Raw genomic sequence first — 19,933 nt, 5'->3', positions numbered from 1 at the left:
CCCGATTGCCTACACTTCGCATGCGGGACAACCCGCCTGACGCCCGCGCATCCAGCGTAGACGGCCCCGGCCCCCTTCCCGCCATGCGCGTGGAGGCCGTCGAGGACCGCGGAAGTCGCGGCTGCTGGCCCTGTAACTATTGCCGACCAGGCCCGAACGCATGACCGATCCGTCCAACCCCGCGCACCAGCATGCAGGTCGACAGTCCGACGCGCCGATCGAGGTGCAGCGCCCCGAGCCCGCTGAACTCTCGCGCATGCGGCGCGAGCTCGATGCGGCGCGACGGGTCGCCGAACACGCAGTTTCGATGCTCGAGGCGATTCGCGCATCCACCTCGTGGTCGCTGACGCGGCCCCTGCGGGTTGTTTCGGAGCGCTTGCGCGGTCGTCGCTGGCGCGAGCCGGCGTCGCCGTCGCTGCCCTGGGCCACTCCTTCGACCCTGCGGGCGCGAACGGGCGCGGAAGAGTCGGTCGATACGTCCGCGCTGGTCGAGCGTCTTGCTTTCCCGACTGCGGCGAGTCCGCGCGTGTCCATCATCGTTCCGACCTACGGCAAGCTCGGCGTCACCGCACGGTGCCTGCGTTCGATCCAGGAGCATGCGTCGGCGACGTCGTTCGAAGTGATCGTGGTCGAAGACCGGTCGAACGACCCTGACATCGGTCGACTGTCGGCAGTACCGGGCCTCGTGTACCGTGAAAACGCGTCTAATCTCGGGTTCCTGAGGTCATGCAACGAGGCGGTCAACTCCGCGCGTGGCGAGTACATCTGTTTCCTCAACAACGACACGGAAGTCACCGCGGGCTGGCTCGACGCGCTCCTCGATATACATGAGCGCTTTCCCGATTGCGGCATCGCGGGCGCCAAGCTGCTTTTCCCGGATGGCTCGCTGCAGGAGGCCGGCGGCATCATCTGGGCCGACGGGTCCGGGTGGAATTTCGGTCGCGGGCGCGACCCGCGCGCGCCGGAGTTCAATTACGTGCGCGAGGTGGACTATTGCTCGGGCGCGGCCCTGCTGCTGCGCACCGAGCTGTTCAAGGACGTGGGACGCTTCGACGAGCGCTACGCACCCGCCTACTACGAAGACGCCGACCTGGCATTCCGCATCCGCGAAGGCGGGCTGAAGGTGTACTACTGCCCGCGATCGGAAGTGGTGCATATCGAGGGTGTGTCCCACGGGACCGGCGACGACGCTGGCATTAAGTCGTTCCAGGCCAGGAATCGCAAGGTATTCCGCGCGCGCTGGCGGCACGTGCTGGACCGCGACCACTACCGCAACGGCGACCGCGTGTTCCGCGCGCGCGAACACGCCCGCCACAAACCGGTGGTGCTGGTGACGGATCACATGGTGCCGCAGCCGGACAGGGATGCGGGTTCGCGCGCCATGTTGCAGACGATGCTGCGCCTGGTGGCGATGGGAATGGTGGTGAAGTTCTGGCCGAACGATCGCATCTACGACCCGCGCATGCGCCACCTGCTCGACGACGCCGGCGTCGAAATCGTTGCCGGTGACAGCTGCGGCGGAAGTTTCGAAGCGTACGTGCGGGACGTCGGACAGGAACTCGATTTCGCCCTGCTGAGCCGCCCCAATTTTGCCGAGCCCTACCTGTCGCTGCTGCGCGAATACAGTCGCGCGCACATTGTGTTTTATGGACACGACATCCACCACCGGCGAATGCTGGCGCAGGCCGAGGTGACCGGGGATCCGCAGGTTCGCCGCGCTGCCGTGGAAATGCGCGGGCTCGAGGAGTCGATCTGGCTGCAGGTGGACAGCATCATCTATCCCTCGCGCGAAGAAGCCGGATTGGCCGCAGCGTTCGCGGGCGAGGAACGGGTCCATTCGGTTCCGCTGTACTGCTTCGGCGAAAGCGAGCTGACCTTCCCCGTGCCGGATCCGGACGCCGTCAAGATCCTGTTCGTCGCAGGGTTCGGACATCCGCCCAACGAAGACGCGGCGGAATGGCTGGCCAGCGAGATCCTGCCGCGCGTTCAGCGCGCGCTGCCGAACGCCACACTCTGGCTTGTCGGTTCCAATCCCACCGCGCGGGTCCGCGCGCTGGCTGCGCGCGGCGTGAGGATCCACGCGAACGTATCGTCCGAGGAGCTGGAGGCGCATTACCGCGATGCCAGCGTCGCAATCGCGCCATTGAGGTTCGGCGGTGGCGTCAAGCTCAAGGTCGTCGAGGCGATGGCGCGCGGCGTTCCGATAGTGACCACCTCCGTGGGCGCGCAGGGGCTCGACGCCGTCGGGGGAGCGCTTGCGATTGCCGACGACGCGCAGGCGCTCGCCGCGCTGGTCGTGAACCTCGCGCAGGATCCGGCGCTCGCGCGACGCACGGCGCTGGCCGCGCACGACTATCTGCGTGAGAACTACTCCGAAAGCGCCATGGAGCAGGCGCTCGCGCGCGCGTTCAACGCTGTCGAAGGTGTCGTCGCCTCCTGAGCACATCGCGCCGGGCGAGCCGATGGCTACCGGTGCGCACACTGGAGCGGGCAGCGGCTTCGAAACGACGCGGCTAGCGCGCCGGGCAGTTCCGCAAAGGGGCTGCGTCGGTCAGACGGTACAGCACATAGTCGCCTCGCCGGGTCTGCTCGACCGCGCGACCGGACGCCTGCCAGCTCAGCATCGCGCTGCGGACGAAATCGAAGAGCCTGCGTTGCGTCGCGACGTGCGGCAGGCGGTCGTCGGCCGGCAGCACCACGAGCTGGGTGCCCGTCGCCTTCATGAGGCGCCCGAACGCGTCGGTCGAGGCGAGCGAAGCGGCGTTGTCCCAGTCCATCTCCTGCAACGGCTCGTAGCGCGCGGGCAGGGCAAACGCGGGGCCGGAGTCGGGCAACAACCCGGTCACGCGCGTGTGCACGTTGCACTTTCCGAGATAGTTCGCGACGTAGGTTAGGTTGTCCTGTGCCAGGTAGGCGTCCAGTTGCTGGCGTGCGTCGAACGGCGAGCGCAGCAGCGTTCGCGGAGGCACCTCGGTTCCGGTCACCCAGTTCGACGTCAGCAGGTACATGGCGGTACCGATGACGGCGCTCGCCAGGAGGCCTGCGTCCACCAGCCTCGAGGTGCGGATCGCTGCAAATCCGGCAATCGCCAGGCAGGCCGCGGGAACGATGAAGTAGTTGCCGTCCCCGCCGCGGACCGGCCACGCGTTGAGGCAGATCACCACCGGAAACAACAGCCCGATGGCTAATATCACGCCGTGCCGTCGCAACCAGGCAACCCGGGACGGCGCAATCGCAAGCCGCGCGAGCACCACCAGGGCGCCGACAAGCCAGACCGCGCCCATCCACTTGATTACGTGGAAGCGATAGCCCGAAGGCGCAACCGCGAAGTTCAGGACGTCCACGAGCCCGCTGGCGCCCGCCGGCGCTTCGCCGCCGGTTAGCGAACCGATCGGAAAGCGCAACTTCCACCCGAGCGCGTCGAGCGAATGCTGCAGCTTCGCGTTGGTGATTAGCCAGGTGCCGGTAAGCGCGAACGTTCGGTAGTGGACGAGGCCGACCGTCCACACCGCGAGCGCTGACAGCATGCCCGCGCCACCGCGCAACCAGGCGAATGCAGCGGTCCGTCTGTGCAGCACCAGGCGCACCCAGAGCGCGACGGTCGCGAGCAGCAGCACGGCAAGCCACGGTAGCGTCGATAGGCGAAGCCCCGTCGCCACCAGCGCGCACGCCAGCACGTCGGCGAGCAGTCTGGAGTCGCGGGTCCGCGCGAATTCCTGGACGAACCGCGCGGCCAGCAGCACGAAAGCCGCTGCGAGGACATCGCCCTTGCTCGTCTCGGCGGCACCGAGGCATGCGGGAACGCAGGTGAGGGCGACCGCAAGCAACGTCGACGTGCGCGTCGAAATGCCCTGCGCCATGGCACAGGCGCGGACCACGAAGACCAGGAACAGCGTGGCCCACAGATTGAACGCGAGGTCGATCGACAGATCGCCGTGCCCTTGCAACGGCGACAGCGCCACCTCGTAGAGCTTGGGGTAGTAGTGCACCTGGGTGGTGAGGCCCAGATAGCTGTAGATTCCGTGCTCGCCGAACAGGACGCGGTCCGGGCGCAGGCCGTACCAGATGGAGTCGTAGTAGAGGACCGTGTTGGTCCGCACCAGCAGCCCGAGGAGGGCGGTTGCGAGCAAGGTCCAGCCAGCCGAGGCCAGCGCGTTGCGTTCGCCTCGCACCCTATCGGCCGCAGCATGTCCCAGCGAACGCCATCGGCCCGCCCCTAGGGCGAGCCCCGCCAGGGCGAGGGCCGCGCCCAATAGCTGCGTCTGCCGGAAACCGAGGCCGTACCACAGGCCGCCGGACCACAGCACGCAGGACAGCGTGAGCAGCCCGACAAGGACGCGCCGTCCTTCGGCCAGGTCGGCGGACGCTGGCTGCGGCGCCAATGCGCGCGACAGGAAGCTACCGAGGCCGTAGATGCCCGCGCAGTACACGCCGCTCGCGATCAGCGCGAGGTCCACCGAATGCAGACGCACAAATAGTACGACCACGGCGGCGCTTGCCACCGCGAATGCCGCGCTGCGCCGCAGTCGCGATGCCGCAAACAGCAGCACCCACACGACCATCAGTTCGAGGCCGCCCTGCACGAAGGTGGGCTGCCGCAGATGCCAGTCGAACGTGCCCGATCGGAGCAGTTCACCCGCGCCGGCTGCGGTTGCCAGGACGCACGCGGCTGCAACGAGTGCGCCGACACCGTTCACGCGAGCCACGGTGCCTACCTCGGCCGCAGATGCCGAACCGGTCACTGGGTAACGCGCCGGATCAGGTTCCGCAGGGACGCGACCCCGCCGTGCCACGCCCCAGCTCGGTGCCGGTTTCGTGGTCGCGGACGATGATCACGGAGCCCGGGCCGAGCCATTCGGCCGTTTGCTTGGAACCAACTGGCCCCTCGGTGGCGAACAGGTCCTCGGCGCCGTCGGCGCGCAGCGCCTTCACATCGACTGTTGCGCTACGGGATGCCGACGCGTCCCACTTGACCGTACCGACGACCAGCTTGGGCGGCGTGCAGTTCTCGTACGTGGCGGGTTCGAAGGAGACCTTCGCCTTCGAGGCCGTGCCGGCCGGCGCTGCGCCCGCGGCATTGGCGGCCGAAGCACTTGCCGCCGCTCCGGTGCTTGCCGAATTCTCGGGTTCTGGCTGACGCGGACCGCAGGCAGTAAGAACGAGCATCGAGGCGAGCAAGGTCAGGTGCGGGCGCATGTGGGGTGCTCCGGAAAGGATGGGGAAGTATAGGATCGCGGCGCCGGCCGCGGGCCCTCAGCTCGTCACCGCGACCGGTAGGCGCTCGAGCACCGCGTCCGCCGCGGCGAGCACGCGCTCGAGGAATTCGCCAAGGCCGACCCACAGGGGCATCCGCACGAGGGACTCGCTCGCCGCATCGGTGATCGGAAGATCGCCATTGGCGCGGCCGAATTTCAACCCGGCAGGTGAGGAATGCAGCGGGATGTAATGGAATACGGTTCCGATCCCCAAGGCCTTCATGCCGTCGATAAACGCGGTGCGCCGCGCGTGCGTGGGGAGCAACAGGTAATACATGTGCGCGTTGTGGTCGCAGTGCGCCGGAACGACGGGCCGACGCAGTCGGCCTGCCTGCTCGTGGGCGGCCGCCCATGCGTGATAACGGTTCCAGATCGCCTTGCGCATCTCGGTGATCCGCTCGCCTTCGTCGACCTGGGCGGCGAGGAAGGCAGCGGTGATTTCACCGGGAAGGTAGGAGGAGCCGACATCGACCCAGGTGTACTTGTCGACCTGGCCTCTGAAGAAGCGGCTGCGGTCGGTCCCCTTTTCACGAAGTATTTCGGCGCGCTCGGCGAAGCGCGGGTCGCGCAGCAGCAGCGCCCCGCCTTCGCCCGAAATGATGTTCTTCGTTTCGTGGAAGCTGAGGCAGCCGATGTCGCCGATCGTGCCGAGAGGGCGACCCCGATACGTCGAAAAGATCGCCTGCGCGGCGTCCTCGACGACATGAAGGCCGTGGCGGCGCGCGACTGCCAGAATCGCGTCCATCTCGCATGCGACGCCCGCGTAGTGCACCACGCAGATCGCCCGCGTGCGCGGGGTGATAGCCGCTTCGATGAGGCGCTCGTCGATGTTGAGCGTGTCCTCGCGTATGTCGACGAACACGGGGATCGCGCCGCGAAGCACGAAGGCGTTCGCCGTCGATACGAACGTGAAGGACGGCATGATCACTTCGTCGCCGGGCTCGAGGTCCAGCAGAAGCGCCGACATTTCGAGGGCCGCCGTGCACGAATGCGTCAGCAGCGCGCGGCTGGCGCGCGTGCGTGTTGCAAGCCACTCGTGGCAGTAGCGGGTGAACGGGCCGTCGCCCGACAGGTGCCCGTTCGCATGGGCCTGCGCGATGTTCGATAGCTCGCGCCCGGTCACGTAGGGTTTGTTGAACGGCAGCATCGTCGGCATGTTCATAGGGTAACGGGCCAAAGGCACGGCGTGCGGGCAGGCGTCCTAGCCCCAGGAGGCCAGCACGATGATGCCGGTCACCACCAGCGCGGTGCCAAGCAGTTTCGCTGCGGTCAACGGCTCGCCCAGCACGATCGCGCTGAACGCGAGAACAAGCACGAAGCTTGACGCCGTCAGCGGATAGGCGCTGCTCAGCGAAAGCTTGCTCAGCGCCAGCATCCAGCTGAGCGAGGCCGCGAATGCGGCACCGAGGCCGCTGAGCACCCACGGATTGAGCAGCAGGCGCACCAGGAACACGGCCTTGTCGGCGGCGCCCGCGGGCGCCATGCCCGCCAAGCCCACCTGCCACTTCAGGACCAGCTGGCCGTACACCGTAAGCAGAACGGTGATGGCGACGAATACGTATCCCACGATCAGGTCCTTTTCAGCAGGTCGCAGTAGGCGAGCACGCATGTGTCGCCGTCGGCGTCGCGGACCGTCGCCACCGCGAGCCGGGCCCGGCCGACGGGGCGCGGCAGCGCTCTTACCGTGAGCCGGTAGGACACGCCGGTTCGGATCGGCAGCAGGAACGATAACGAGGAGCGCAGCAGAAGCGTCCCGGGGCCGGGTGCTTCCATGCCGAACAGCCGCGAGAGTTCGGCCCCAACACGCATTCCATGCACCAGCGGGCGATCGAAACCTGCATCACGCGCGGCTGCGTGGTCCGTATGCATCGGGTTTCGATCGCCGGTGAGGGAGGCGAACGCGTCGACGTCCGCCTGGCTGAAGTTCACCGAATGGTCTGACAGTGCGTCGCCCGCCGACAGCAGGGCATTCACGTGCCACGTGTCCAGCGCTTCGGACAGGAAGAAACCTTCGCGTGCCCACACCTTCTGCACCGCGTAATTCCACACCTGCGTGGAAACGCGCATGCTGCGGCAGCCCTCCTGCGCGAATGCCGACTGCGTATGCCGGATGAGGTCCGTATATAAGCCCCCACCCGCGTGGTCGGGGTGTATGCCATAGAGCACGCCTTCCCCTATGGTTCCGTCGCGGGCACAACAGGCAAAGCCGATTACCTCTCCGGCCTTGACCGCCACCCACGTCGCTCTGGCTTCATGCGGCGGGCGCACATAGCCCATCGCCCACTCGACATAGCCGTCGAGCACGTCCGCATGCGCGAACAGCGGGTTAGCATGATAGTGGCTGCGATAGGCGTCGAACGCGGCGATCACCAACGCTTCTACCGCCGCCACGTCATCGGCGTGGGCCGGTCGAATCACGACGTCCGCATTGCGCAGCGCGCGATGTTCGAGCCGGTTCAGGTCGCACGCGTAGTAGACGAGCGTGTCGGCGTGGATTACCGACATGCCGTAGCGCTGCAATCCATGCGCGGCGAGAGGAGTGGGCCCGCGCAGTATCGCGACGTCCGCGCCGTCCGCGAGCAGCGTCTCGAGCACAGCCTTTTCGTCCACCCGATCGAATCGGCCGCGCATCACGCGCAACCCGAAGCGGGCTGATTCCAGCGGCGAGTGCGCGAGCGGTAAAGTCATGGCTGGGCCGTGTCCTCCCGCACGATGTAGGCCGGGCGACCCTTCGACGCGTTGAACAGTCGCCCGAGGTAGAGACCGGTGACGCCGATGCTGAAGACGGTCGCGCCACCGAGAAACCAGATCGACGCGATGATGCTGGTAAAGCCGGCGACGGCGATGTCGCCGGCGACGTATCGGTAGATGCTCCAGCCTGCGAACGCGACTGAAAACGCGGCGAGGAGGATGCCCGCGCGCACGACGAGCCGGAGCGGCTTGTCCGAATACGAAAGCACGATGTTCATCGCGAGCTGCAACAGGCGCCGGAGCGTGTAGCTGCTGCGACCCTCGCTGCGCTCCGCGTGCCGAACCGGCGCGAGTACGGTCGGCAGGCCCATCCACTTCACCATCAACGGGAAGCAACGGTCGCTCTCCGGCATCGAATTGACGGCATCGATGGCGCGCCGGCTGTAAACGCCGAAGTTCGCTGTGCGGTGGTCGTGGTCGATACCGGTCAGGCGGCTGAGCATGCGCGCGAAGACGTAGGACGTGCCACGCTTGAACGCGGTGTCCTGGCGCTGCGAGCGGGCCGCCATCACGACGTCGGCGCCGGTGGTGCGCCAGACATCCAGAAGCGCCGGGATTTCTTCCGGCGGATCCTGCAGGTCGCAGTCGAGCACGACCACGGCGTCGCCGCGCGCGGCCTCGATGCCCGCCGAAATCGCGTAGTGCTGGCCAAAGTTCCTGGACAGCCGCAGGCCGCGCACGTCGGGAAAACGCGCTGCAATTTCGCGGATGCGATCCCAGGCGCGGTCCGGGCTGGCGTCGTCGACCAGGATGATTTCGAGCGACACAGCCTGCGTATGCAGGGCGCGCCTGAGGCGCTCGGTCAGTTCCTCGAGGCAGCCTTCACACCCGTACACCGGCACGACCACCGACAGCAGGTCGAGCTGGGCATCGCCTCTCGGTGGGAGGTGAAAACCGTTCATTGAACTTGCCGCGTAGCGGACTGGTTCGACGTGCGCCGATTCGCATCGACGGGGCTTACAAAGCCGAGCTTCGCGTACCCGCCGAGTGTCGGCCGGCATTTGCGCGCAGCGTGGGGCGCAGCGGGTGTGAGCCGCAACAGGCCGCCGGACGTCATCGGCGTGCGCCCGTGCAGGCAGCGCGAGCGGGCGCACGAGCGAGTGCGTTCGACCCCATGCGTGGCTTACACCGCCGCCTGCAATTCCGGCAGGATCTGGAACAGATCCCCGGCCAGGCCGATATCCGCGATCTCGAAGATCGCCGAGTCCGGATCCTTGTTGATGGCGACGATCGTGCCGGCATCCTTGATGCCGGTCAGATGCTGGATCGCGCCGGAGATTCCGACCGCGATGTAGAGCTCGGGCGCGATGATCTTGCCAGTCTGGCCGACCTGCATCTCGTTCGGGCAGTAGCCGGCGTCGACGGCAGCGCGCGATGCGCCGACCGCCGCACCGATCCTGTCGGCGAAGTCGTAGATGATCTTGAAGTTCTCGGCCGAGCCCACGCCGCGTCCACCGGACACGACGCGCTTGGCGCTCTGCAGGTCGGGGCGATCGCTGGAACCGGCGGCAAGCCCGACGAAGCGCGTGTGCGTCGGCACCGCGGCCTCGACGTTCAAGGTTTCGATCGCTGCGCTGCCGTCGCGCGCGGCCTCGGCGAACGACGCGGTGCGGATCGTCGCCACCACGGTCACGCCCTCGGGTACTTCGACCGTCACGATCGCGTTGCCGGCGTAGATGGGGCGCTTGAAGGTGCGCGGGCCTTCGACGGCCATCGCGTCGGACACCTGCGGCGCGTTCAGCAGCGCGGCCACGCACGGCATCACGTCCTTGCCGAAGGTCGTGCTCGGGCCGAACACGTGCGTGTAGTCCGCGGCGACCTTCGCCACCTGCGGCGCGAGGACCTGCGCGATCGCGTGCGCGTTCGCAGCGCTGGCGACCGTGAGCACGCGGGTCACGCCGGCGAGCTTGGCCGCCTGCTCCGCCACCGCGGCCGGATCATCCGACAGCACCAGCACATCGATCGACTCGGGCGACAGGCCCTTCGCGGCGGTGACGCACTTGGCGGTGGAGGCGTTGAGTTGTCCGCCCAGGTGTTCGGCGACGATCAGGACCTTCGACATCGGGATTTCCTCGGGTGACCACGTTCCCTTGCGGGATCTTCGTGTGCGGCCGTCGCGCGTCGCGCGGTCGACCGGCGTGACTTAGAGCAGGCCGCGCTGCTTGAGCGTGGCGACGAGTTCCGCCGCGTCCTTGACCATGATGCCCTTGCTGCGCTTGGCGGGCGCGGCGTACAACGTGGTCGTCAGGCCGGCGCCGGCGTCCACGCCGAGATCGGCGAACGCGAGGGTCTCGAGCGGCTTGCTCTTGGCCTTCATGATGTCGGGCAGCTTGATGAAGCGCGGCTCGTTGAGGCGCAGGTCAGTCGTGATGACGGCGGGCAGGTCGACTTCGAGCGTCTCGAGGCCGGCGTCCACCTCGCGCGTCACCGTGGCCTTCCCATCCGCGACGTCGAGCTTCGACGCGAACGTCGCCTGCGGGCGGCCCCACAGCGTGGCGAGCATCTGCCCGGTCTGGCTGGCGTCGTCGTCGATGGCCTGCTTGCCGAGGATCACGAGGTCGGGCTGCTCGCGCTCGACCAGCCTGAGCAGCGTGCGCGCGGCGGTGAGCGGCTGCACATCGGTGCCGGCGTCGACCACCACGTGGATCGCGCGGTTGGCGCCCATGGCGAGGCCGTTGCGCAGGTGCGGCTGGGCGTCGGCGGGGGCGATCGTTGCGACGATGACTTCGGTCGCGATCCCCTTGTCACGCAGGCGCAGCGCTTCTTCGAGCGCGATTTCGTCGAACGGGTTCGGCGAGAGCTTGACGCCGTCGGTGACGACGCCGGTGCCGTCGGGCTTGACCTGGATGCGGACGTTGTAGTCCACCACGCGCTTGTAGGCGACGAGGATCTTCATCGGGCGGGATTCCATGGCGGGCGCGCGGCGCGCGCTTGAGGCGGCCGATTTTAGCCGACTGCGACGACCCGCGCCGTCAGCCGGGCGTGAGGGGGCACGGGTTATCCTGCGGGCGCCTTCCCTGTGGATGATCCGATGCTGCATCCCGTCGTGTTGAGCGGTGGCAGCGGTACGCGGCTGTGGCCGCTGTCGCGGCAGAACCAGCCCAAGCAGTTCCTCGCGCTGATCGGCGACCGCTCGCTCTACCAGGAGACGGTGTTGCGCGCGAGCCGACTGCCCGGGGCGGCCGCGCCCGTTACCGTCTGCTCGGACGAGCACCGTTTCATGGTGGGCGAGCAGTTGCAGGCCGTCGGCCTCGCCAATGGCGGCATCCTGCTGGAGCCCGCCGCGCGCAACACGGCACCCGCGATCGCGCTGGCGGCGTGGCACCTGGCGTCGCGCGATCCGGACGCGCTGATGCTGGTTCTGCCCGCCGACCACCTCATCGAGGACGAAGCCGCGTTCCGCGAAGCCGTGACGCACGCGGTCGGCCTGGCCGACGCGGGTTGGCTGGTCACCTTCGGGATCCGTCCGGATTATCCGGAGACCGGCTACGGCTACATCCTGCGCGGCGACCCGCTCGACGCGGCGGGTTTCGCGGTGCGGCGCTTCGTCGAAAAGCCCGACGCCGCGACCGCGGAAACCTACGTGGCCGATGGCGGCTACTCGTGGAATTCCGGCATGTTCCTGTTCCGCGCCGCGCGTTATCTCGAGGAACTCGAACGTCATGCACCCGTCATGGCCGACGCGGCGCGCAGGGCGTATGCCGATGCGCGCGTGGACCTCGATTTCATGCGGATCGATGCCGACGCCTTCGCGGCAAGCCCGGCCGATTCGATCGACTACGCGGTGATGGAAAAGACGACGCACGCCGCGGTCGTGCCCGTGAGCTGCGGCTGGAGCGACATCGGCTCGTGGTCGGCGCTGTGGTCGGTGGCCGAGCGCGACAGCGACGGCAACCGCTACGAAGGCGACGTCATCTCGATCGACACCACAGGCAGCCTGGTGCGTGCATCGGAGCGCCGCATGATCGCCACGCTGGGCGTCGACGACCTGGTGATCATCGACACCGCCGACGCGACGCTCGTCGCGCGCAAGGACCGCGTGCAGGACGTCAAGCGCATCGTGGAGCAACTGGAAGCGGCGGGGCGCCAGGAGCACCTTTTCCATCGTCGCGTGCTGCGACCCTGGGGCAGCTACGACTCCATCGGAGTTGGCGTACGTTTCCAGGTGAAGAAGATCGTCGTGAAGCCGGGCGCCTCGTTGAGCCTGCAGGAACACGCGCACCGGGCGGAGCACTGGATCGTGGTGTCGGGAGTGGCGGAAGTCACCTGCGACGACCGGGTCTTCGTGCTGCGCGAGAACGAAAGCACCTACATTCCACTGGGAAGCGTCCACCGCCTGCGCAACCTCGGCACGGTGCCCGTCGAACTGATCGAAGTGCAGTCGGGCGGCTATCTTGGCGAGGACGACATCGTTCGCCACGAGGACGTCTACGGTCGTACGTGACCCCCGGGAGGTCGGTTGGTCACCGCTGCATCGCGCACCCGCGTCGTGGAAGGCGCGCGTCAAAGGTTGGCACAGCGAGGACGGATCCGTTTGGACATTTCGTCGGTCGAGTACCACAGCGCGCGGCGTGCGCGCATCACGTCGATGATCGATCGGGCAGGGCGCGGCCTCGAGATCGGGCCCAGCCACAACCCCGCGGCGCCGAAATCGGCGGGTTACAACGTCGAGACCGTCGACCACACCGACCGTGCCGGGCTGCTCGAGAAGTACCGCAGCGACGTGGGCATCAACCTCGACAACATCGAGGACGTGGACCACGTCTGGACGGGCGGAAGCCTGTGCGAACTCGTGGGCGCTTCAGCCAGCTACGACTGGATCATCGCCTCGCACGTGATCGAGCACATGCCGGATCTGGTCTATTTCGTCACGGAGTGCCAGGCGCTGCTCAAGCCCGATGGCGTGCTGTCGCTGGTGGTTCCGGACAAGCGTTACTGCTTCGACCACCTGCGTCGCTGCTCCTCCAGCGGCGACGTGATCCAGGCCCACCTGGAGAGACGCACGAGGCATACGCCCGGCCAGGTGTTCGACCATTTCGTCGGCGCGTGCAAGCTGGATGAGGCCGGTTCGTGGCATCGCGACACTGCGGGGCGCATCGGACGCGTATACACACCTGAATTCGCGCAAGCGATGCATGAGGCAAGCCGCATATCGCGCGACTACCTAGACATCCATGCGTGGGTATTCACGCCGTCGAGTTTCCGCCTCGTCGTGCACGACCTGAACGCCCTCGGCTACGCGCGCGTCGACGAGATCGCCTTCACTGACACGCGCGACTGCGAATTCTTCATTGCCTATGCCAATCGCACCAGTGGTCAGTCGCAGGACCGTCTGCAGCTGGCCAAGCAGGCGCTGCACGAGCAGCGGCAGGCCTATTTCCCCTAGCGGGGAGGCGCGCATCGGCCGAACGTACGGTGCGGCATCCACCCGGCGCGGCTAGAATCCCAGCTCCCGATACGGAGTGCCCGCATGGCCGCGCGCAGCAAGGTCTACCCCGACGCGAAGTCGGCGCTCGCCGATGTCGTCGCCGACAACCAGACGCTCGCCGTCGGCGGCTTCGGCCTCTGCGGCATTCCCGAGGCGTTGATCGCAGCGCTGCGCGACTCCGGCGCCACCGGGCTCACCGCGATTTCCAACAACGCGGGTGTCGACGGGTTCGGCCTCGGCCAGCTGCTGGCCACGCGCCAGATCCGCAAGATGATTTCGTCCTATGTCGGCGAGAACAAGGAATTCGAGCGCCAGTTCCTCGCCGGCGAACTCGAACTCGAATTCAACCCGCAGGGAACGCTGGCCGAGCGCCTGCGTGCCGGCGGCGCAGGCATCCCGGCGTTTTTCACTCGCACCGGCTACGGCACCGTGGTGGCCGAAGGCAAGGAGACGCGCGAGTTCGACGGCCAGATGTACGTAATGGAGACGGCGCTGCGCGCGGACGTGTCGCTGGTGAAGGCGTGGAAGGCGGATGCCACGGGCAACCTCGTCTTCCGCAAGACCGCGCGCAACTTCAATCCGGCCTGCGCGATGGCGGGCAAGGTCTGCGTGGTCGAGGTGGAGCAGCTGGTGGACGTCGGTGCGATCGACCCCGACCACGTGCACCTGCCGGGCATCTACGTCGACCGCATCGTCGTCAACGCTTCGCCGGAAAAGCGCATCGAACAGCGCACCGTGCGCGCGGCCTGACACCGGTCCGAACTCTTCGGCGGGCCGATCGCCCGCCACATTTCACCGACGGGCAGTGCGCCCGCCGCAGGAGAATGCAAATGCCCTGGACCCGCGACGAAATGGCGCAGCGCGCCGCCCGCGAACTCACCGACGGCGCGTACGTGAATCTCGGCATCGGCCTTCCGACGCTGGTGGCGAACCACATCCCCCAAGGCATGGAGGTCTGGCTGCAGAGCGAGAACGGCCTGCTGGGCATCGGCCCGTTCCCGACCGAGGCCGAGATCGACGCCGACCTGATCAACGCGGGCAAGCAGACCGTCACCACGGTGCCGGGCGCGAGCTTCTTCGGCAGCCACGACTCGTTCGCGATGATCCGCGGCGGGCACATCGACCTGGCGATCCTTGGCGCGATGCAGGTGACCCACAAGGGCGACCTCGCCAACTGGATGGTGCCCGGCAAGATGGTCAAGGGCATGGGCGGCGCGATGGACCTCGTCGCGGGCGTCAAGCGCGTGGTGGTGCTGATGGAACACACCGCGAAGAACGGCGAGCACAAGATCCTGCCCGAATGCACGCTGCCGCTGACCGGCGTGGCCGTGGTCAACCGGATCATCACCGACCTGGCCGTCCTGGACGTCACGCCGGAGGGCCTGCGGGTGGTGGAACGCGCGCCCGGCGTGACCTCCGAGCAGCTTGCCGAGAAGACCGGGGTGCCCGTCGCCGGCTGACCCGCGTGGCTGAACGGCGCGGCCGAGACCGCTGAATCGCCGATCAGCGGCCATGGAGATTGGCGGCGAGCGTCACACTCCGCCGCGGCCGATACGTTGCATTCGCGCCGCCGTCGCTCCAGCATCACCCTCGTACATCAGGGGGATGCCATGGATTTCCGTCTACCGCTCGTGGCCGCGCTGGCCCTTATGGCCGGCGCGTGTTCGCATCATGACCAGGCTTCGGTGGGTCCCGCCGGGTCGCACGCGACCGCGGGAGCCTCCGTCGCCATGTCGGCCAAGGCCGCGTCGGGCGCACCCGGGTGGGCGCTCGCGAAGGGCTACGCCAACCGTTTCGGCGCGGCGCCCGACCACGGCGCGCTGGTGGTGTATCCGCAAGCGCCGGTAGTCCGGCACGACGGCGCGTATACGTCGTATCTCGCCTCGATCAGCGAAGCCCATGCGCGCGACGCGATCGGTGGAGTGCTCACCGTGCCGCTGCCGTCGGGCGAGCAGCTGCGGTTCCGCTATGAGCGCCATGTCGAGCATGCCGACGGCAACTGGACGTGGATCGGCGACGCGATCGGTGCAAAGGGCCAGCAGGCCATCATCACCTTCGGCGAAAAGGCCGCATTCGGCACCATCGGACATGCGGGTGAACAGCCCTGGCGGCTGACCGTGCAGGGCGGCGCGTCGTGGCTCGTTCGCACCGACGGGGCGCAACTCGCCACTGTCGCGGCGGCGCACCCGAGCGAACCCGACTACCTCGTGCCCCCGGGCCAGCTCGCGGGCACGGCGCACCGGCCGGCATCGAGCGGGGCGACCACGGCGGCCAGCGGTACCGCCGCCGCGGCAGGTACGGGAACCGCGTCGAACACCGTCGACCTGGTGGTCGGCTACACCTCGGGCTTCGTCAGCTACTACGGCGGCGACTCGCAGGCGCAGACGCGCCTGAACAACATGGCCGACATCACCAACGAGGCCTACGTCAACAGCGGCATCGATGCGCGCGTCCGCCTGGTCAAGACCCTTCTCGTCTCTTATGCGGACAACACCTCCAACGACACCGCGCTCGAGGAGCTGACCGGCTTCAAGGCGCCGTCCACGCGCACCACGCCGAACGCGGCCTTCAGCGCGCTGCGCGCGGCGCGCGACCAGTACGGTGCGGATCTCGTGTCGCTTGTGCGTCGCTTCCAGGAGCCGGAGAACGGCGGCTGCGGCATCGCATGGCTGATCGGCGGCGGACAGAGCACCATCGATGGCACGGACGAGTTCTTCGGCTACTCCGTGGTGAGCGACGGCCGCGACCAGGGCACCGACGGCAAGACTTATTACTGCCGCGAGGAAACTCTGGCGCACGAGCTCGGCCACAACATGGGCGCGCAACACGACCGCGTAACCGCGCAGGGCAGCGACGGCGTGCTCTCGAAGGACGAGTACGGGCGCTATGCGTATTCCTTCGGCATGAAGACCGACAGCGCGAACGGCAACTTCTACACGATCATGGCCTATGGCGATTCGGGCCAGACCTCGTACCGGATCTTCTCCGACCCGCGCAGCACGTTCTGCGGCGGCCTTGCCTGTGGCGTCGACAACCAGACCGACAACGCGCGCACGTTGGCGCAGACGATCCCGATCATCGCGACATTTCGGGCGACGGTGGTGCCGGTTCCCGGCCCGGTGCCCGGCCCCGCGGTGACCGGCGTGCGTGGCGACGCGAATGCCGACGGTCGTGCCGACATGATCTGGCACAACCCGTCGGCGCAGCAGTTCCAGCCCTGGTACATGAATGGCACCAGCTGGACGTACGGCAACGCGAGTTCGATCCCGAGCAAGTACCGCATCGGCGCGATCGGTGACTTCAACGGCGACGGCCGCGCAGACGTGCTGTGGTACGACACCGCCCGCACCGAGCTGTGGGCCTGGATCGCGAACGCGGACGGTACGTACTCGACGACCTACCTGCGCAGCTACCCGGCCGGCTGGGAGCCGGTGGGCGTAGGCGACGCGAACGCTGATGGGCGCGCCGACATCTTCTGGCAGAACCCGAGCCAGCAGGGCATGCAGGTTTGGCTGATGAACGGCGCATCGTGGACGTACGGCCCCAACAACAGCGTGGGCAGCCAGTACCGCATCGCGAGCATCGGCGACTTCAACGGCGACGGGTTTGCGGACGTGCTCTGGCGCGACACGTCCAACACCACGCTTTGGCAGTGGCAGGCGAACGCGGGCGGCGGTTACTCCGTCATCTACATGCGCGACTACCCGCAGGGCTGGAGCATCGTGGCCACGGGCGACATCAATGGCGACGGCAAGGCCGACGTCTTGTGGGACAACCCGACGGCGCAACAGACGCAGTCGTGGTTCATGCAGGGAACGACGTGGACGTACGGGCCGCTCAACGGCATCCCGAGCCAGTACCGGGTGTCCACATCGGGCGATTTCAACGGCGATGGACGCATGGACGTTCTGTGGACGGACAACGCGACGCTGTGGACGTGGCAGGGCAACGGCGACGGCACCTACGGGATCAATTACCTCCGCGACTATCCGACCGGCTGGTTCCTGTGGAACTACGGCGGCATCAACTACAACGGCGGCGTCTACAACGGCGCCTGAGCCCTCCGAAGCTCCAATTGAAACGGCCCGCATCGCGGGCCGTTTTCGTCTCTGCCGTGAGGCTCAAAGCATCTGGTAGTTCGGTCCCGATCCGCCTTCCGGCGTCACCCAGGTGATGATCTCGTACGGGTCCTTGATGTCGCAGGTCTTGCAGTGCACGCAGTTGGCGGCATTGATCTGCAAGCGCCGACCGTTGCCTTCGCCCGAGGCGTCCTCGACGATCTCGTACACGCCGGCCGGGCAGAACCGCGTGCACGGATTGCCGTATTCCTCGGTGCAGCGCGACACGCAGATCGACGTGTCGAGCACCTTGAGGTGCACCGGCTGGTCCTCGTCGTGCTCGGTGGCGGCGAAGTAGACGCCGGCGAGGCGGTCCCGCGGGGCCAGCGTGCGCTCGCCCCAGCCGCGGTCGGGCGACTCGTACTCCGCCAGCTTCTCCATCTGGCACCAGTCGGGCTGGTTGCGCAGCGTCCACGGCGACTTGCCGCGCGTAACGGTTTCCCATGCAGCGTTCAGCAGGCCGAACCACAGGCCGCGCTTGAAGGCGGGCTTGATGTTGCGAACGGCACGCAGCTCCGTCATCGCGTCGGAGCCGCGCAGCTTCGCGTCCCAGCCCGCCGCCGACAGCTGCGCCGCCGCGAGGTGCTCGGCTGCCAGCATTCCCGACGCGATCGCCTGGTGCGTGCCCTTGATCTTCGGCACGTTAAGCAGGCCCGCGGTGTCGCCGATCAGGATCGCGCCGGGCATTTCGCAGGTCGGCAGCGACTGCCAGCCGCCGGTCACGATCGCGCGCGCGCCCGCCGACAGGATCGAGCCGCCGTCGAGCAACGGCTTGACCGACGGATGGTTCTTCCATTGCTGGAAGGCTTCCCACGGCCGGAAGTTCGGATCCTTGTAATCGAGCCCGCTGACATAGCCGACGGCGATGCGGCCCTTGTCGAGGTGGTACATGAAGCTGCCGCCGTAGGTCGCGTTGTCCGCCGGCCAGCCGAAGCTGTGCACGATCTTGCCGGGCGCGACGCGATCCTCCGGCACCTGCCAGAGCTCCTTGATGCCGATCGAGTACGTCTGCGGGTCATGGCCTTCGTCGAGCTTGAACTGCTTGACCAGACGCTTGGTCAGGTGGCCGCGCGCGCCCTCGGCGAGCACGGTGACCTTCGCGTGGATATCGATGCCGGCCGTGTAGCCGGCCTTGTGCGAGCCGTCCTTCGCCACGCCCATGTCGCCGATGCGCACGCCGATCACTGCACCGCTGTCGTCGTGGAGCGTCTCGCTGGCCGCGAAGCCCGGATAGATCTCGACGCCGAGGGCCTCGGCCTGCGGCGCGAGCCACGCGCACATCGCGCCCAGGCTCACGATCACGTTGCCGTGGTTGTTCATTCCCGGGGGTACCGGCAACTTGCGTGCGCCCGTCTTCGACAGCAACCAGAACTCGTCCTCGGTCGCGGGGATGCAGATCGGCGGCGGGTTCTCGCGCCAGTTCGGCAGCAGCGCGTCGAGCGGGCCGGTTTCGATGACGGCGCCGGACAGGATGTGCGCGCCGATCGTCGACGCCTTCTCGATCACGCAGACCGAGATCTCGGGGTTCAGTTGTTTGAGCCGGATCGCGAAGGCCAGCCCGGCCGGCCCCGCGCCGACGGTCACGACGTCGTACTCCATCACGTCGCGTTCGATCTCGGGGATATCGGTCATGGCGGGCTCCGCGGTCTGACCTTGCATTGTCGCGGTTCGCGCCCGGCGCGCCAATCGGCCGCGGAACGCGTGTTAGCGTGCCGCGCATGTTGGGACGCCTGGATCTCCCCGATGCGGACGTGCGGCTGCAGCCGGCTTGGCTCACGGCAGCCGATGCCGCGATGGCGTTCGCCACGCTGCACCGGGCGATCGACTGGGAAAACCACCCGGTGCGCCTGTTCGGGCGCGAACACGCGGCGCCTCGGCTGAGTCGCTGGTTCGGCGATGCGGGCACGGCGTACCGCTATTCGGGAATCGTGCGCGAGCCGTCGCCGTGGTTGCCGCCGCTCGCAGCGCTGCGCGAACGCCTCTCGGCGGAGCTGGACGTCGAGTTCAACAGCGTCCTTGCCAACCTCTATCGCGACGGCCGCGATGCGATGGGCTGGCACGCCGACGACGAGCCCGAGCTCGGCAGTGATCCGGTGATCGCATCGCTGAGCCTGGGTGCCACGCGGCGCTTCGTGGTGAAACATCGCGACGGCACCCCACGGCTGGCCGTCGAATTGCCCGCGGGTAGCTTGCTGGTCATGCAGGGCCGGACGCAGGCCAACTACCGCCACGCACTGCCGCGTACCGCGCGACCGGTACGGCCGCGGATCAACCTGACCTTCCGGAACGTCGCGACGCGGCGTTAGCGCGAACGCTGGTCGCGCGTGGTGCGCCTCGGCGGACGTCCTGAGGGCGCGGCGCGCCGGGTCGGCCTGGGACCG

Annotated in this window: 16 protein-coding genes; 7 read left to right on the top strand and 9 right to left on the bottom strand. The window is 67.7% G+C overall.

Annotated elements, in window-relative coordinates:
- Positions 1–160: 160 nt before the first annotated feature.
- Positions 161–2,440: a glycosyltransferase gene (locus tag FW784_RS02580; protein ID WP_149351798.1), complete on the top strand. Its 2,280-nt coding sequence runs from the start codon at positions 161–163 to the stop codon at positions 2,438–2,440.
- Between the two features lie 73 nt (positions 2,441–2,513).
- On the opposite strand, the gene FW784_RS02575 is transcribed toward FW784_RS02580, so the two are convergent.
- The 8 genes from FW784_RS02575 to FW784_RS02540 form a co-directional block, all read right to left on the bottom strand.
- Positions 2,514–4,706 carry a hypothetical protein gene (locus tag FW784_RS02575; protein ID WP_149351797.1) on the bottom strand — a complete coding sequence of 731 codons (2,193 nt, stop codon included), beginning with the start codon at positions 4,704–4,706 and terminating at the stop codon, positions 2,514–2,516.
- A gap of 52 nt (positions 4,707–4,758) precedes the next feature.
- Positions 4,759–5,196, bottom strand: coding sequence for a hypothetical protein (locus FW784_RS02570; protein WP_149351796.1), 438 nt, complete (start codon positions 5,194–5,196; stop codon positions 4,759–4,761).
- A gap of 57 nt (positions 5,197–5,253) precedes the next feature.
- Positions 5,254–6,411 (bottom strand): dTDP-4-amino-4,6-dideoxygalactose transaminase, encoded by a 1,158-nt coding sequence (rffA, locus tag FW784_RS02565; RefSeq protein ID WP_235893543.1) that lies wholly within the window; start codon positions 6,409–6,411, stop codon positions 5,254–5,256.
- Between the two features lie 45 nt (positions 6,412–6,456).
- Entirely contained in the window at positions 6,457–6,822 is a 366-nt protein-coding gene (locus tag FW784_RS02560; protein ID WP_149351795.1) for an EamA family transporter, read from the bottom strand.
- A gap of 2 nt (positions 6,823–6,824) precedes the next feature.
- Positions 6,825–7,943: a bifunctional GNAT family N-acetyltransferase/hotdog fold thioesterase gene (locus tag FW784_RS02555; protein ID WP_149351794.1), complete on the bottom strand. Its 1,119-nt coding sequence runs from the start codon at positions 7,941–7,943 to the stop codon at positions 6,825–6,827.
- Positions 7,940–8,908: a glycosyltransferase family 2 protein gene (locus tag FW784_RS02550; protein ID WP_149351793.1), complete on the bottom strand. Its 969-nt coding sequence runs from the start codon at positions 8,906–8,908 to the stop codon at positions 7,940–7,942. The genes FW784_RS02555 and FW784_RS02550 overlap by 4 nt, the downstream gene beginning before the upstream one ends.
- A gap of 221 nt (positions 8,909–9,129) precedes the next feature.
- Positions 9,130–10,068 (bottom strand): electron transfer flavoprotein subunit alpha/FixB family protein, encoded by a 939-nt coding sequence (locus FW784_RS02545; protein WP_149351792.1) that lies wholly within the window; start codon positions 10,066–10,068, stop codon positions 9,130–9,132.
- 81 nt (positions 10,069–10,149) lie between these two features.
- Positions 10,150–10,902: an electron transfer flavoprotein subunit beta/FixA family protein gene (locus FW784_RS02540; protein ID WP_149351791.1), complete on the bottom strand. Its 753-nt coding sequence runs from the start codon at positions 10,900–10,902 to the stop codon at positions 10,150–10,152.
- Positions 10,903–11,037: 135 nt separating this feature from the next.
- Between FW784_RS02540 and FW784_RS02535 the strand changes: the two genes are divergently transcribed.
- The 5 genes from FW784_RS02535 to FW784_RS02515 all read left to right on the top strand — a co-directional run bounded on the left by FW784_RS02535 (position 11,038) and on the right by FW784_RS02515 (position 17,492).
- A complete protein-coding gene (locus tag FW784_RS02535) occupies positions 11,038–12,450 on the top strand; it encodes a mannose-1-phosphate guanylyltransferase/mannose-6-phosphate isomerase (protein WP_149351790.1) in 1,413 nt (470 codons plus the stop codon).
- Between the two features lie 90 nt (positions 12,451–12,540).
- Complete coding sequence (locus FW784_RS02530) at positions 12,541–13,392, top strand: class I SAM-dependent methyltransferase (RefSeq protein ID WP_149351789.1); 852 nt, start codon at positions 12,541–12,543, stop codon at positions 13,390–13,392.
- 69 nt (positions 13,393–13,461) lie between these two features.
- Positions 13,462–14,184: a CoA transferase subunit A gene (locus tag FW784_RS02525; RefSeq protein WP_187770647.1), complete on the top strand. Its 723-nt coding sequence runs from the start codon at positions 13,462–13,464 to the stop codon at positions 14,182–14,184.
- An 80-nt stretch (positions 14,185–14,264) separates the two neighbouring features.
- The gene (locus FW784_RS02520; RefSeq protein ID WP_149351787.1) at positions 14,265–14,894 is read left to right on the top strand and encodes a CoA transferase subunit B; all 630 of its coding nucleotides are present in this window, start codon (positions 14,265–14,267) and stop codon (positions 14,892–14,894) included.
- A 270-nt stretch (positions 14,895–15,164) separates the two neighbouring features.
- Positions 15,165–17,492 (top strand): reprolysin-like metallopeptidase, encoded by a 2,328-nt coding sequence (locus FW784_RS02515; protein ID WP_187770644.1) that lies wholly within the window; start codon positions 15,165–15,167, stop codon positions 17,490–17,492.
- Positions 17,493–17,555: 63 nt separating this feature from the next.
- On the opposite strand, the gene FW784_RS02510 is transcribed toward FW784_RS02515, so the two are convergent.
- Entirely contained in the window at positions 17,556–19,184 is a 1,629-nt protein-coding gene (locus FW784_RS02510; protein WP_149351785.1) for an electron transfer flavoprotein-ubiquinone oxidoreductase, read from the bottom strand.
- Between the two features lie 86 nt (positions 19,185–19,270).
- Here FW784_RS02510 and FW784_RS02505 point away from each other — a divergent pair, with 86 nt between their 5' ends.
- A complete protein-coding gene (locus FW784_RS02505) occupies positions 19,271–19,858 on the top strand; it encodes an alpha-ketoglutarate-dependent dioxygenase AlkB family protein (protein WP_149351784.1) in 588 nt (195 codons plus the stop codon).
- Positions 19,859–19,933 lie beyond the last annotated feature (75 nt).

Origin of the sequence: Cognatilysobacter lacus (assembly GCF_008274655.1) — a bacterium.
Lineage (GTDB): Bacteria > Pseudomonadota > Gammaproteobacteria > Xanthomonadales > Xanthomonadaceae > Cognatilysobacter > Cognatilysobacter lacus.
The sequence above is the reverse complement of the archived record's forward strand: the minus strand, read 5'-3'. Positions and strand labels throughout refer to the sequence as shown.